The organism is Actinomadura rugatobispora (assembly GCF_055379765.1).
Genome location: NZ_AP029191.1, coordinates 11,162,029 through 11,175,369, shown reverse-complemented (window position 1 = coordinate 11,175,369; position 13,341 = coordinate 11,162,029). Strand labels below are relative to the sequence as shown.

Annotated in this window: 14 protein-coding genes; 9 read left to right on the top strand and 5 right to left on the bottom strand. The window is 74.3% G+C overall.

Going from position 1 to position 13,341, the window contains the following annotated elements; all coding sequences use genetic code 11:
- Window positions 1-5 precede the first annotated feature (5 nt).
- A complete protein-coding gene (locus ACZ466_RS50100; RefSeq protein WP_378281040.1) occupies window positions 6-1,226 on the top strand; it encodes an LLM class flavin-dependent oxidoreductase in 1,221 nt (406 codons plus the stop codon).
- Window positions 1,227-1,342: 116 nt separating this feature from the next.
- Window positions 1,343-2,632 (top strand): cytochrome P450, encoded by a 1,290-nt coding sequence (locus tag ACZ466_RS50095; protein WP_378281039.1) that lies wholly within the window; start codon window positions 1,343-1,345, stop codon window positions 2,630-2,632.
- A 146-nt stretch (window positions 2,633-2,778) separates the two neighbouring features.
- Here ACZ466_RS50095 and ACZ466_RS50090 read toward each other — a convergent pair whose 3' ends face one another.
- On the bottom strand, window positions 2,779-3,516 hold the full coding sequence (locus ACZ466_RS50090) for an alpha/beta fold hydrolase (protein WP_378281038.1): 738 nt from the start codon (window positions 3,514-3,516) through the stop codon (window positions 2,779-2,781).
- A gap of 82 nt (window positions 3,517-3,598) precedes the next feature.
- On the opposite strand from ACZ466_RS50090, the gene ACZ466_RS50085 reads away from it, so the two are divergent.
- Genes ACZ466_RS50085 through ACZ466_RS50075 form a run of 3 tightly spaced genes read left to right on the top strand, consistent with a single transcriptional unit; the run spans window position 3,599 to window position 5,817 of the window.
- The gene (locus tag ACZ466_RS50085; RefSeq protein WP_378281037.1) at window positions 3,599-4,546 is read left to right on the top strand and encodes a helix-turn-helix transcriptional regulator; all 948 of its coding nucleotides are present in this window, start codon (window positions 3,599-3,601) and stop codon (window positions 4,544-4,546) included.
- A 31-nt stretch (window positions 4,547-4,577) separates the two neighbouring features.
- Window positions 4,578-5,081: an AAA family ATPase gene (locus ACZ466_RS50080; protein ID WP_378281036.1), complete on the top strand. Its 504-nt coding sequence runs from the start codon at window positions 4,578-4,580 to the stop codon at window positions 5,079-5,081.
- Window positions 5,062-5,817, top strand: a complete 756-nt coding sequence (locus ACZ466_RS50075) for a tRNA(His) guanylyltransferase Thg1 family protein (protein ID WP_378281035.1) — start codon at window positions 5,062-5,064, stop codon at window positions 5,815-5,817. Before ACZ466_RS50080 ends, ACZ466_RS50075 begins: the two co-directional genes overlap by 20 nt.
- 238 nt (window positions 5,818-6,055) lie before the next feature.
- Here ACZ466_RS50075 and ACZ466_RS50070 read toward each other — a convergent pair whose 3' ends face one another.
- The 3 genes from ACZ466_RS50070 to ACZ466_RS50060 all read right to left on the bottom strand — a co-directional run bounded on the left by ACZ466_RS50070 (window position 6,056) and on the right by ACZ466_RS50060 (window position 9,286).
- Complete coding sequence (locus ACZ466_RS50070) at window positions 6,056-7,180, bottom strand: amidase (RefSeq protein ID WP_378281034.1); 1,125 nt, start codon at window positions 7,178-7,180, stop codon at window positions 6,056-6,058.
- A 209-nt stretch (window positions 7,181-7,389) separates the two neighbouring features.
- The gene (locus ACZ466_RS50065) at window positions 7,390-8,514 is read right to left on the bottom strand and encodes an AAA family ATPase (RefSeq protein WP_378281033.1); all 1,125 of its coding nucleotides are present in this window, start codon (window positions 8,512-8,514) and stop codon (window positions 7,390-7,392) included.
- Entirely contained in the window at window positions 8,501-9,286 is a 786-nt protein-coding gene (locus ACZ466_RS50060) for an RNA ligase family protein (protein ID WP_378281032.1), read from the bottom strand. The genes ACZ466_RS50065 and ACZ466_RS50060 overlap by 14 nt, the downstream gene beginning before the upstream one ends.
- A gap of 54 nt (window positions 9,287-9,340) precedes the next feature.
- On the opposite strand from ACZ466_RS50060, the gene ACZ466_RS50055 reads away from it, so the two are divergent.
- Genes ACZ466_RS50055 through ACZ466_RS50040 form a run of 4 tightly spaced genes read left to right on the top strand, consistent with a single transcriptional unit; the run spans window position 9,341 to window position 11,688 of the window.
- Window positions 9,341-9,535 (top strand): hypothetical protein, encoded by a 195-nt coding sequence (locus ACZ466_RS50055; protein WP_378281031.1) that lies wholly within the window; start codon window positions 9,341-9,343, stop codon window positions 9,533-9,535.
- A complete protein-coding gene (locus tag ACZ466_RS50050) occupies window positions 9,532-10,269 on the top strand; it encodes a MerR family transcriptional regulator (RefSeq protein WP_378281030.1) in 738 nt (245 codons plus the stop codon). Before ACZ466_RS50055 ends, ACZ466_RS50050 begins: the two co-directional genes overlap by 4 nt.
- A gap of 32 nt (window positions 10,270-10,301) precedes the next feature.
- On the top strand, window positions 10,302-10,940 hold the full coding sequence (locus ACZ466_RS50045) for an ArsR/SmtB family transcription factor (RefSeq protein WP_378281029.1): 639 nt from the start codon (window positions 10,302-10,304) through the stop codon (window positions 10,938-10,940).
- A 1-nt stretch (window position 10,941) separates the two neighbouring features.
- Window positions 10,942-11,688: an SRPBCC family protein gene (locus ACZ466_RS50040; RefSeq protein WP_378281028.1), complete on the top strand. Its 747-nt coding sequence runs from the start codon at window positions 10,942-10,944 to the stop codon at window positions 11,686-11,688.
- Window positions 11,689-12,067: 379 nt separating this feature from the next.
- Here the strand turns inward: ACZ466_RS50040 and ACZ466_RS50035 are convergent, their stop codons facing one another.
- Complete coding sequence (locus ACZ466_RS50035) at window positions 12,068-13,339, bottom strand: RNA polymerase sigma factor (protein WP_378283775.1); 1,272 nt, start codon at window positions 13,337-13,339, stop codon at window positions 12,068-12,070.
- Between the last annotated feature and the right edge of the window lie 2 nt (window positions 13,340-13,341).

Sequence of the window (13,341 nt, the reverse complement as noted above, 5' to 3'; positions counted from 1 at the left end):
TCCCGATGAGCACCTCCACCCCCGGCGGCCCGCGGCGCTTCGGCGTCTTCCTCGCCCCCTTCCACCCCTGCGGCCAGAACCCCACCCTCGCCCTCGAACGCGACCTGGACCTGCTGGTCCACCTGGACCGGCTCGGCTTCGACGAGGCCTGGATCGGCGAGCACCACTCCGCCGGCCACGAGATCATCGCCTCGCCCGAGGTGTTCATCGCCGTCGCCGCCGAACGCACCCGCCACCTGCGGCTGGGCACCGGCGTCTCCTCCCTGCCCTACCACCAGCCGCTCATGCTGGCCGACCGCATGGTGCTGCTGTCCCACCTCACCCGCGGACGGGTGATGCTCGGCGTCGGCCCCGGCGCGCTGCCCTCCGACGCGTACATGATGGGCATCGAGGTCGCCCGCCAGCGCGACATGATGGAGGAGGCCCTGGAGGCGATCCTGGCGCTGCTGCGCGGCACCGAACCCGTCACCCGCAAGACCGACTGGTTCGAGCTGCGCGACGCCCGCCTCCAGCTGCGCCCCTACGGCGGCGACCTGGAGGTCGCGGTCGCCGCGATGGTCTCACCCTCGGGCCCGCGCGCCGCCGGCCGCCACGGCTGCGGCCTGCTGTCGCTGGGCGCCACCCAGACCGCCGGGTTCGACGCCCTCGGCTACCACTGGGGCGTGATGCGGGAACGCGCCGCCAAGTACGGCAACACCGCCGAACGCCGCGACTGGCGCCTGGTCGGCCCCATGCACCTGGCCGAGACCCGCGAGCAGGCCGCCCGCGACGTGGCCTTCGGCCTGGCCGACTGGGTCGCCTACTTCCAGAAGGTCGCCGCGCTGCCCATCGCCCCCGACGCCGACGACCCCGCCGCGCTGGTGGAGGCCGTCAACGCCACCGGGATGGGCGTGATCGGCACCCCCGACGACGCGATCGCGCAGATCCGCCGCCTGGCCGAGCAGTCCGGCGGGTTCGGCACCTACCTGCTCATGGCCCACGACTGGGCCGACACCGAACGCACCCGCCACTCCTACGAGCTGTTCGCCCGCTACGTCGCCCCGCTCTTCCAGGGCTCGGCCGACCCCCTGGCCGCCAGCCGCGACTGGGCCGCCGCCAACCGCGAGACCTTCATCGGCGCCACCACCCAGGCGATCATGTCCAAGGTCCAGGAGCAGGAGGAGGAGCGCCGCCGCGACGCCCGGACCGCCCCCGGGGAGGGCGCCGGACAGGCCACCGACGCCTGACACCGCGCCGGCCGGGCGAGGTGTGTGCTGGCTCACAGGATCCGCCGCGCCATTGACCGTAACCGGGCACTTATCCAAGCTATGGGTGCGTAGGGACGACGGAAGGTGACGCGGCGGTGACCAGCCAGCGGACGAACACGACCACGGACGACCTCGACCTGAGCGACCTGCGGTTCTGGAGCCGCCCCCTGGACGAGCGCGCCGACGCCTTCGCCCGGCTGCGCGCCGAGGGCGCCCCCCGCTTCTACCCCGACCCGCCGGTGCCGTTCGCCAAGCGCGGCCCCGGCTACTGGGCCCTGGTCCGGCACGCCGACGTGCTGGAGGCCAGCCGCAGCCCGCAGATCTTCAGCAGCGAGCCCAACGCCACCAGCGTCATCGACGCCCCCGGCTGGCTGCAGCGCTACGTCGACTCGATGATCAACATGGACGACCCGCGGCACGCCAAGATCCGCCGCATCGTCTCGCGCGCGTTCAGCCCCAAGATGCTGGCCCGGACCGAGGACGACGTGCAGGCCCGCGCCACCCGGATCGTGGACGAGCTGATCGCCTCCGGCCCCGGCGACTTCGTGGCCGAGGTCGCCGTCCGGCTGCCCGTCGAGATCATCTGCGACATGCTCGGCATCCCCGACGAGCTCTACCCGCGGGTGCTGCGGCTGACCAACATCGTGCTGGGCAACTCCGACCCCGAGTACACCGGCATCACCCCCGACATGGGCCGCCTGCGCACCGGGCTGGGCCTGGCCAAGGTCGCCCTGGCCAGCCGCGAGCTGCACCGCCTGGCCGCACGACTGGGCCGCGAACGCGTCGGCGCCCCCACCGGCGACCTCACCTCCGCCCTGGTCAACGCGAACGTCGACGGCGAGAAGCTCAGCGCGCAGGAGTTCGGCACCTTCTTCCTGCTGCTGGTGGTGGCCGGGAACGAGACCACCCGCACCGCCATCGCGCACGGCCTCAAGCTGTTCACCGACAACCCCCGCCAGCGCGAACTGCTCCTGGAGGACTTCGACGGCCGCGTCGGCGGCGCCGTCGAGGAGATCGTCCGGCTCTCCACCCCCGTCATCTGCTTCCGCCGCAACCTCACCCGCGACCACGAGATGAACGGCCACACCTTCCGCCAGGGCGACAAGGTGATGCTGTTCTACAACTCCGCCAACCGCGACGAGAGCGTGTTCAAGGACCCCGACGCCTTCGACATCACCCGCTCGCCCAACCCCCACGTCGGGTTCGGCGGGCCCGGCCCCCACTTCTGCCTGGGCGCCAACCTCGCCCGCCGCGAGATCACCGTGATGTTCCGGGAACTGTTCACCCGGCTGCCCGACCTGCGCGCCGACGGCGAGCCCGACCGGCTGCTGTCCAGCTTCATCAACGGCTACAAGCGGCTGCCCTGCACCTTCACCGCCCCCTGACGTCCCGCCCGGACACCCGGCGGCGCCCCCTCAACGCCCCCCGGACCGCCGCCCGCCCGCCGCCCCGGGCGGACGGCGCGCCGGGACCAGCGGCCCGGGACGGCAAGGCCCGCAACGCCGCGGCGCGGAACGGCACCGCGCCCCGCTCACAGGCCGCCCAGCAGCGCCGCCAGCTCGGCGGGCCGCGACAGCATCGGCCAGTGCCCGGTGGGCAGCTCGTGGAAGGTCCACTCCGGGCCCGCCAGCATCGCGAACACCGGAGCGCCGCCGTCGACCATCTGCCGCACCGCCGCCAGCGGGACGGTGCAGGCAATCATCGTCTTGGGCGTGGCCGGAACCCTCTCCGGCCGCACCAGCGGCCACGTCGCCGCGCCCAGCGGCTCGGGCGTCGCCCGCTCGCGCAACCGCGCCAACATCGCCTCGTCCAGCCCCGCCAGCGCCTCCGGCTCGGCGGCCGGGTCGAACGGCGGCGGCGGGATCCGCCACCCCTCGCCCTCCTCGGCCACCCGCTTCTCCACCTCCGTGCGCTCGCCCGGATCGTTGAAGTCGATCTGCGCCATGCCCGAGGGCAGCGGCCCCGAGTCCACGTACACCACCCGGGCCAGCCGCCCGGGGATCCGGTCGGCCGCGCCCGTCACCGGCATGTTCGCGCCGCTGTGCCCGACCAGGACCACCTCCCGCAGGTCCTCGCCCTCGATCAGCCCGACGATGTCGTCGACGTGGGTCCGCACGTCCACCTCCGGCGAGGCCTCACCCGCCCGCTCGGCCAGGCCCGTCAGCGTCACCGCGTACACCCGGTGGCCCGCCTCCCGCAGCGCCGCGGCCACCTCGTCCCACGCCCAGCCGCCGAGCCAGAAACCGGGGACCAGCACGAACGTCGTCATCACGCACTCCCTCTCTCACCTGCGATGACAACACCGTAGAATCAATACCGGACAGAAACCGCCCGGATTAAGAGCGTGACCCGTGTCACATCCCACCACCCGCATCCTGACCATGCTCGAACTGCTCCAGGCCAACCAGCGGATGGGCGGCGCCGAACTGGCCCGCCGCCTGGAGGTCGACGAGCGCACCGTCCGCCGCTACGCCGCCCGCCTGGAGGACCTCGGCGTCCCCGTCGTCGCCGAACGCGGCCGCCACGGCGGCTACCGCCTCATGCCCGGCTACAAGCTGCCGCCGCTCATGCTCACCGACGACGAGGCCACCGCCGTCGTCCTGGGCCTGCTGGCCGGACGGCGCCTGGGCCTGCCCGCCCGCGCCACCGAAAGCGCCCTGGCCAAGGTCCGGCGCGTGCTGCCCGCCGCCCTGGCCGGACGCGTCCAGGCCCTGGAGGAGACCCTCGGCTTCACCCTCGCCGCACGCGACGGCACCGCCCCCGCCACCGCCGCCCTCCTCACCCTCGCCGAGGCCGCCCGCGCCCGGCGGCGCGTGCGGATCGGCTACCGCTCCTGGCGCGAGTCCACCAGCGAACGCGACCTGGACCCCTACGGCCTGGTCTTCCACTCCGGCCGCTGGTACGTCACCGGCCACGACCACGCCAGCGGCCAGGTCCGCACCTTCCGCGTCGACCGCGTACGGTCCGCCGAACTCGGCCGCGACACCTACCGGATGCCCGAGGACATCGACCCCGTCCAGCACGTGACCCGCTCGCTGGCCGCCGTCCCCTACACCCACGAGGTCGAGGTGTGGGTGGAGGCCACCCTCGCCCAGGCCCGGCGCGCCCTGCCCGCCTCGGCCGCCACGCTGCGCGAGAGCGAGGGCGGCGTGCTGGTGACCGCGCGCGCCGACAGCCTGCGCGGCATGGCGCAGATGCTCGCCGGGCTCGGCCGCCCCTTCACCGTCCACCGCCCCGACGAACTGCGCGAGGCCGTCCGCGACCTGGCCGACTCCCTGCGCGCCAGCGCCGACCGCTGAGACCGGGCAGGGAAGGGAACGGGGGAGAGGGATGGAACTGGCGATCCTGATCGGCCTGCAGGCCTCGGGGAAGACCACCTTCTACCGGCGGCACCTGTCGGACACGCACGTCCACGTCAGCAAGGACCTGTTCGGCCGCTCCTCGCGCCGCAAGCAGGCCCGCCAGCTGCGCCAGATCGCCGAGGCGCTGGAGGCGGGCCGGAACGTGGCCGTCGACAACACCAACCCCTCGCCCGAGGAGTGGCGCCCCCTCATCGAGACCGGCCGCCGCCACGGCGCCCGGATCACCGGCTACTGGTTCCCGCCGGACGTGCCCGCCGCCGTCGCGCGCAACGCCGCCCGCCCGCGCGAAAACCGCGTGCCCGACGTCGGCATCTATGCCACCCTCAAGCGACTGCGCGAGCCGCGGCACGCCGACGGGTTCGACGCGCTGCGCTCCGTGCGGCTCGACGGAACGGGGGGCTTCGACGTCACGGCCGTCGACCGCGCCCCCGCCAGAGAGGAAGGGACCGGACGTGCGGCTGAGGGACCTTGAGTCGCGGATGCGCGAGCGGGAGTGGTTCCACTCCCAGACGCTCCTGCCGGGCGCGTGGGCGATCGTGCGCGTGGACGGCCGCGGCTTCTCCCGCTACACCGAGCGGCGCTTCGACAAGCCCTTCGACCGGCGCTTCTCGGAACTGATGGCCACCGCCGCGCAGGCCCTGCTCACCGAGCTGTCCGGCCGCTACGCCTACACCGAGAGCGACGAGATCTCCGTCGTCCTGGACCCCTCCTTCGACCTGTTCGGCCGCGAGGTGGAGAAGCTGGTCTCGCTGTCGGCCGGGATCGCCTCGGCCGCCTTCACCCACGCCGCCGGCGAGCCCGCCGTCTTCGACGCCCGCGTCTGGATGGGCGCCGGCACGGCCGACGTCGTCGACTACCTGTCCTGGCGCCAGGCCGACGCCGCCCGCTGCGCGCTCAACGGCTGGTGCTACTGGACGCTGCGGCACGAGGGCAGCACCGCCCGGCAGGCCACGCGCCGCCTCGAACGCACCGGCGTCGCCGCCAAGAACGAACTGCTCTACGCGCGCGGCGTCAACTTCAACGAACTGCCCGCCTGGCAGCGCCGCGGCGTCGGCCTGTGGTGGGAGACCTACGAGAAGACCGGCCACGACCCCAAGCGCGGAGTCGACGTCACCACCACTCGCCGCCGCGTCCGCGTCGAACGCGAACTGCCCATGAAGGACGAGTACCGCTCCCTCGTCCACGACCTCGTCACCGACCCCACCTGACCGCCCGCACCGAGGTCTCAGACGCCGTCCGCGCTGCACCTGATCGGCGACATGCCCAGCCCGCCGATGGAGGTCGCGGCTGTGACTTGCGGTGCCCGGCCCGTCATCAACGGGGTCGCGCTCCCGGTGGCCTGGAGCCAGCCGGCGCGGGCCGTCCACCAAGGCAAGGCGCTCACCCCCATGAGGGAGGCGGGCGGTCGAGGAACGGCTCGGACGCCTGCGGGCGTCCGGGCCGCGGTCACAGCGGCGGGCGCGGCGCGGGCGCCACCGCCTCCAGGGCGGCGGCCACCCGCAGCAGCAGCGCCTCGCCGCCGTGCGCGGCCACGGCCTGCAGCCCCACCGGCAGCCCGGCGGCGCTCAGGCCCGCCGGGACGCTGACGGCCGGATGCCCGCTGACGTTGAACGCCCACGTCAGGTCCACCGTCATCGCCTCGCCCGGGCCCTGGTGACCGTGCGGAGGCGTCGGCGTGGCCGGCGTCAGCAGCACCTCCGCCTCCCCGAACAGTGCCGCCAGCCCCTCGTCGTTGGCTTCCCGGACGCTCCGCGCGTCGGGATCCGCCTCGCCCGCCCGCAGCGACCGCCACACCGGCTCGGGGTTCAGCAGCCGCACATCCCGCGGCCGCAGTGTGATCGCCCCTGCCTCCTCCAGCCGCCCCACCGCGGCACGGGCGATCGCCGCCTGCTCCGCGTCCACCCCGGCGAATCCCAGCGACGCCGACCAGACGGCGCGCACCGGACGCCCGCCGCCGGGAACCCCGAAATCCTCGTCGAGCATCACCGACAGGTGCAGCGCCGCGTCCCGCACGGTGCCGGTCACCGCGCCCAGGGCCGCCAGGCCCGCGCGGTCCGCGGCGGGCAGCCGCCGGTTGGTGGGCTTGAGCCCGACCACCCCGCACCACGCCGCCGGGATCCGCAGCGAGCCGGCACCGTCGCTGCCCGTGGCCAGCGGCACGATTCCCGCCGCCACCGCGGCGGCCGAGCCCGCCGACGACCCGCCGGGCGTGCGGTCGGACCGCCAGGGGTTGACCGTCGGGCCGCGGTCGGTATGACCCCAGGTCTGCCAGTCGGTGTGCCCGAGCGGCACGGACGTCGACCCCAGCACGACGCAGCCCGCCCGCTCGAGCCGCCCCGTCTGCGCGGCCTGCGAACGCGCCCAGGCCTTCACACCGATCGGCACCCCGGCCAGCGGCGGCCGCGCGCCGCGCGCCACCGAACGGTCGACCGCCCGCGCCGACTCCAGGGCCCGCTCCGGCCACGTCCGGGTGAAGGCGCGCAGCCGCGCGTCGACCGCCTCCAGCCGTGCCAGAGCGGCGGTCACCAGCTCCACGGCCGACACCTCGCGCCGCAGCACGAGCGCCGCCATGGCGGTTGCGTCCAGGCGCGCGGGCCCGGGAGCCACGGCCGACGCGCGCGGCTCAGGCCGCGTCGCCATGGCGATCAGCCCGCCAGGACGGCTGCGCGGGGCAGGACCGCCAAGGGGGTACTCATCCACATCAGCCTAGCCTCGGGGCCGCCTGCGCCGGCACGATGTCGCGGCCGAGGCCATCGTCCCCGACCCGGTCAGCGCGCCGGTCAGGCGGTGGACAGCCACCGCACCTGGTGCCCCTCGGTCGGGTCCGGGGTCTCCCAGCGCCGCACCAGACGGTCGATCACCGCGTCCGGGACGGGGGAGGGACGCGCCCGGTTGCGCCGCGCGATCACCTCCGGCGGGGCCTCCAGCGCCACCAGCTCCACCCGGCCCCGGTAGTCGGCGACCAGCCCGGTGCACTGCTCGCGCAGCATCCTGGAGACGTTGGTGGCGTTCCACACGAACGAGCGTCCCGCCCGCAGATGTTCGCGCGCCCGCTCGTGCGCGGCCGCCGCCACCGGACGCTGGTCGCCCGACGGCGCCACCCCCAGCTCCTCGCGGATCCCGTCCAGGCTCACCACCGGCAGATCCGGCCGGTGCTCGGCGATCCAGTGGTCCTTGCCCACCCCCGGCAGGCCCGACAGCACCGTGACCGTCAGCCGCGTGTCGTCATGGGCGGCATAGTCCGGATCACGTCCCGGCCTGCGGAAATACCAGAACCTTGCGTGGTCGGAGGGGAACCGGCGCGGCGCGTCCAGGCAGTCCATCTCGGCGCAGTACTCCCCGTACAGCGCCACGTTCTCCAGCAGCTCCGCGGCGTCGCCGCAGACCCGCCCCAAGATGTCGGCGCCCGCCAGCATCACCAGGTCGTCGTTGCGCGCCAGCAGGCTCACCCGGAACGCGATCCGCTCCAGGTCGGGACGCTCCAGCGCCCAGAACGGCACCTGGTGGTGGCGCACCAGCGCGGCCACGTGCTCGCGCCAGGCGACCGGCGCGCCCAGCTCCCACAGGATCCGCCGCACCATCAGATCGCCGCGGCGGGAATGGCCGTGCGCGGTGATCCGGCCGTCGTCCTCCACCTTCGTGCAGTACGGCTTGGCGATGTCGTGCATCAGCACGGTCGTGAACAGCCGCACCCGCTCATCGGCCGGACGCTCCCGCCAGCGCCGCATCCCGGCCAGCGCCTCGCACGCCATCCGCGTGTGCACCTCGGCGTCGCCCTCGGCATGGTGCACCGCGTCCTGCGGCACGCCCGCCAGCGCCCGCACCCACGCGAACGCCTCGCGGATCTCCGGCCACGGCACCCGCCAGTGCGGCGGCGCCGGGCACAGCTCCTCAAACACCCGCATACAGCACCTCCGGGTCGGCCAGGCCGTTGGCGACGATCGGCCGGTCCAGCCAATGCGTGCCCGAGTCGAGGATCGCGTTCAGGAAACTCGGCCGCACCCACTTGAGCCGGTCCACCGTCAGCCCGCCCTCCTCGACCTTGATGTAGAGGCCCTCCATCTCCTCGGCACGGTCGGTCTCGGCGGCCACCCGATCGGGATCGGCGCCGCCCCCGGCCGCCGCCTCGCGCAGCGCCTCACGCCAGCGCGCGGTACGGCACGTGGACGGCCCCGCCAGTGCGGTGAGCGCCCCCAGGCCGTCCAATTCCCCCTCGTACAGGACCGGGACCGGTACCACCGGCGCCCCCTCCAGCAGGTCGCGGCGCCGCCGGGTGGACAGGAACGTCCCCTCCCGCCGGTCGAGCACGTCGAACTCGCAGAAGTAGTGGGGGAGGGCGTCGTAGAACATCGTGTGCTTGGCGTACAGCCACTCGCCGTACATCACGTAGCGGTCGCCCAACCGCGGCCACAGCACGTGCTGGACGGCCGCCGCCCACGCCTTGAGCGGCGCGAAATGCCGCTCGCGGGGCCCGCCGGTGAGGAAGTGGCCGCGGCTCTGCAGCCGCAGTTCCCCGGCCGAGGTGAAGCTGATGCCGCAGTTGGCGCCGTCCAGCTTCTCCTCCACCACCAGGTACCGCCCGGCGATCTCCCGGAAGGGAACCGCGGACAGGTCGTGGTCGCCGGCCTGCAGCCGGGAACCCTCGACATGCCGGGTCCGGGGGTACTTGCGCAACATGCCGACCGTTGTAACGGTCCGCGTCCGGAGGCGGCAACCGAATATCGTCTGGGCGTGACCACTTCGGAAACCGACGCACCCAAAGCCAGAGCCGCGATCCTGGACGAGCCGGCCGAGCACGGTTTCCGCGTCGCCGCCCGCTCGGGCGCACACAAGACGACCGTCCACCGGCGCCGGGGCGGCCCCGACGGGCTCGACACCGACGCCCTGGAACTGGCCGCCGCTGCGGGCGTCTTCGTCCTGCGATGACCGGCCGCAAGGACAGGGGCCGCAGGGCGCTCCGCCCCGTCGACCTGGCCCGCACGGCCGGCGTCTCCACCCAGCAGATCCGCAACTACCTCGACGAGGGGATCCTGCCCCCGGCCCCGCGCACCCCCTCCGGATACCGCACGTTCGACGAGCGGCACCGGCACGCCCTGATCACCTTCCGCGCCCTGGAGCGGGGCTACGGCCGGACGGCCTCGGCAGAGATCATGCGGGCCGCGCACGCCGGCGACGCGCCGCAGGCCCTGGCCCTGGTGGACGCGGCCCACGCCGCCCTGCACGAGCAGCGGCTCGCCCTCCGGTCGATGGGCGAGGCGCTGGAGGCGGTCGCCCGGCAGGACCCCGGCCCGCCCGGTCCCGCGCGCTCGGACCTGCGCATCGGCGAGGTCGCGGCCCGGCTGGGCGTGCGCACCTCGGCGCTGCGGGTGTGGGAGTCGGCCGGGCTGCTGACCCCCAGGCGGGAGCCGGTCACCGGCTACCGGGTCTTCGGCCCGGCCGAGATCCGCGACGCGCAGATGATCCACCTGCTGCGCCAGGGCCGCTACCCGCTGGAGCGGATCGGCGCCGTGCTGGACGGCCTGCGCCGCACCGGCGGCAGCGAGGCCCTGCGCGCCGCCATCGCCGAGCGCCGGGAGGCGATCACCCACCGCGCCACCCAGATGCTCGACGGCTCCGGCCACCTGTACCGCTACCTCGCCGGCGCCCCCGACCGCCCTTGACTAGAAAAGTTGTCGGCGAGGAGGATGGCGTCATGATCGAGGTAGCGGTGATCGAGGACCCGGCCGCCGCCGAGGCGACGCTGGACCCGGTCCGGGCCCGGCTGCTGGCCGAGCTGTCGGCCGGGCCCGCCTCGGCCGCCATGCTCGCCGGCCGGGTCGGCCTGGCCCGCCAGAAGGTGAACTACCACCTCAAGACGCTGGAACGGCACGGACTGGTCGAACTGGTCGAGGAGCGCCGCAAGGGCAACGTCAACGAGCGGATGATGCGCGCCACCGCCGCATCCTTCGTGATCTCGCCCACCGCGCTGGGCGCCGTGCAGCCCGACCCCGGCCGCTCGCCCGACCGGCTGTCGGCCCGCTGGCTGCTCGCCCTGGCCGCCCGGCTCGTCCGCGACGTCGGCGCGCTCATCACCGGCGCCGACCGCGCCGGCAAGCCCCTGGCCACCTTCGCCATCGAGGGCGAGGTGCGGTTCGCCTCCGCCGCCGACCGCGCCGCCTTCGCCGAGGAACTGGCCTCCTCCGTCACCGCCCTGGTCGCCAAGTACCACGACGAGACCGCCGAACGCGGCCGCCCCCACCGCGTGGTCGTCGCCGTCCACCCCAGCCTCCGCCCCCCGCCCGAACCGGAACCGCGACCGGCGCCCGAGCCCGCCGCCGGCGAGGAGCGCTGACTTGACGCACGAGTTCGAGGTGCGCGAGTCGATCGAGATCGACGCCACCCCCGAGCAGGTGTGGGAGGCCATCTCCACCGGCCCCGGCATCGACTCCTGGTTCATGGGCCGCAACGAGATCGAGGGCCGCGAGGGCGGACGGACCCGCATGACCATGGGCGGCCTCGCCCACCTCGGCACCGTCACCGCCTACGAGCCGGGACGGCGCTTCGGCTATGCCTCCGACCAGAACCCCGACGGCACGTTCATGGCCTTCGAGTACCTCATCGAGGGGCGCGAGGGCGGCAGCACCGTGCTGCGCCTGGTCCACAACGGCTTCCTGGGCGACGACTGGGAGGCCGAGTACGACGCCCTCAGCGTCGGCGACCGCATGTACCTGCGCAAACTCGCCGCCTACCTCGAGCACTTCCCGGGCCGCACCTCCACCTACAACCTGTTCGCCCCCGGGTCCCGGGTCACCGGCCCCGCACGGGCGTGGGCGGCGTTCAAGGACGCGTTCGGCCTGCGGGGCGAGATCAGCCCGGGCGACCCCGTCCGCGTCTCGATCGAGGGGCTGCCGCCGTCCGAGGGCGTCCTGGAATGGGCCGACCACGGCTTCATGGGCGCACGCACCGGCGCCGGCCTCTACATGCTCCTCCTCGGCCACCTCGGCCACGTCGTCGTCGAGTACCACGACTACACCGACGACGTGGACGGCGAACGGCTCGAGACCGCCTGGCAGGCGTGGCTGGAGGCCACGTTCGCCTGAACCCGCCCCAGACCTCGTCCGCCTTGGCCTCAGCGGACGTGGTCGGCCTTCGCCTCAGCGAACATGGTCGGCCTTCGCCTCAGCGAACATGGTCGGCCTTCGCCTCAGCGAACATGGTCGGCCTTCGCCTCAGCGAACATGGTCGGCCTTCGCCTCAGCGAACATGGTCGGCCTTCGCCTCAGCGAACATGGTCGGCCTTCGCCTCAGCGAACATGGTCGGCCTTCGCCTCAGCGAACATGGTCGGCCTTCGCCTCAGCGAACATGGTCGGCCTTCGCCTCAGCGAACATGGTCGGCCTTCGCCTCAGCGAACATGGTCGGCCTTCGCCTCAGCGAACATGGTCGGCCTTCGCCTCAGCGAACATGGTCGGCCTTCGCCTCAGCGAACATGGTCGGCCTTCGCCTCCAGGTAGCGGCGCTCGGGAAGGCTGGCGGTACGGCGCGCGGCCGTCCGGTAGGACTCGCGGGCGGCCTCGGCCTCGCCCGCCATCTCCAGCAGATGCCCCCGGACGGCGTCCAGCCGGTGATGCCGCGCCAGCCGCTCGTCCGACCGCAACCCCTCCAGCAGGCCGAGCCCGGCCCGCGGCCCCTTCACCATCGCCACCGCCACCGCGTGGTTGAGGGAGACCATCGGATTGGGCGCGACCTTGGCCAGCAGCCCGTACAGGCCGAGGATCTGCGTCCAGTCGGTGTCCTCGGCCCGCTCCGCCTCGGCGTGCACGGCCGCGATCGCCGCCTGCAGCTGGTACGGCCCCACCGGCCCCTGCGGGAGGGCCTCCGACACCAGCGCCACGCCCTCGGCGATCGCGGCCCGGTCCCAGCGCCCGCGGTCCTGCTCGGCGAGCGGGACCAGCTCCCCGCCCGGCCCCGTGCGGGCGGGACGGCGCGCGTCGGTCAGCAGCATCAGCGCCAGCAGCCCGGCGACCTCCCCGTCGTCCGGCAGCATCGCCCGCACCGCCCGGGCCAGCCGGATCGCCTCCCCGCTCAGCTCCCCGCGCGCCAGATCGGGACCGGCCGTGGCCGTGTAGCCCTCGTTGAAGATCAGATACAGCACGTGCAGGACCGCGGCCAGCCGCTCGCCCCGCTCGGCCCGCGGCGGCGGCGCGAACACCGCCCCGGCCGCCTTGATCTTCTGCTTGGCCCGGCTGATCCGCTGCGCCATGGTCGCCTCCGGCACCAGGAACGCGTGCGCGATCTGCGCCGTCGTCAGGCCGCCCACAGCGCGCAGCGTCAGCGCCACCTGCGAGGCCCCCGACAGCGCCGGATGGCAGCACAGGAACAGCAGGGTCAGCGTGTCGTCCCGCTCGGCCGCGGCCGGAGCGGCGTCGGCGGCCGGTGCCAGCAGGTCGTCGGCGGGGCGGGCGACGGCGTCGGCCACCTCGCGCCGCCGCCGCGCCTGCTCGCTGCGCACCTGGTCGGCCATCCGGCGGGCGGCGACGGTGACCAGCCAGCCGCGCGGGTTGTCCGGCACGCCCTCCCGGGGCCACTGCACGGCGGCGGCCAGCAGCGCCTCCTGCACCGCGTCCTCGGCGGCGCCGAAGTCGCCGTGGCGCCGGGCCAGGACGCCCAGGACCCCCGGGGCCAGCGCCCGCAGCAGCTCCTCGACACCGGCGTCCGGCCCGGCGTCCGTCCGGGAGGGCGTGCCGTCCACGC

What these genes read in the sequence shown, in the direction of transcription:
- ACZ466_RS50100 (WP_378281040.1), top strand. Translation starts at nt 6, where the DNA reads ATGAGCACCTCCACCCCCGGCGGCCCGCGGCGCTTCGGCGTCTTCCTC.
- ACZ466_RS50090 (WP_378281038.1), bottom strand. Translation starts at nt 3,516, where the DNA reads ATGACGACGTTCGTGCTGGTCCCCGGTTTCTGGCTCGGCGGCTGGGCG.
- ACZ466_RS50080 (WP_378281036.1), top strand. Translation starts at nt 4,578, where the DNA reads ATGGAACTGGCGATCCTGATCGGCCTGCAGGCCTCGGGGAAGACCACC.
- ACZ466_RS50070 (WP_378281034.1), bottom strand. Translation starts at nt 7,180, where the DNA reads ATGGCGGCGCTCGTGCTGCGGCGCGAGGTGTCGGCCGTGGAGCTGGTG.
- ACZ466_RS50065 (WP_378281033.1), bottom strand. Translation starts at nt 8,514, where the DNA reads ATGCGGGTGTTTGAGGAGCTGTGCCCGGCGCCGCCGCACTGGCGGGTG.
- ACZ466_RS50060 (WP_378281032.1), bottom strand. Translation starts at nt 9,286, where the DNA reads ATGTTGCGCAAGTACCCCCGGACCCGGCATGTCGAGGGTTCCCGGCTG.
- ACZ466_RS50050 (WP_378281030.1), top strand. Translation starts at nt 9,532, where the DNA reads ATGACCGGCCGCAAGGACAGGGGCCGCAGGGCGCTCCGCCCCGTCGAC.
- ACZ466_RS50045 (WP_378281029.1), top strand. Translation starts at nt 10,302, where the DNA reads ATGATCGAGGTAGCGGTGATCGAGGACCCGGCCGCCGCCGAGGCGACG.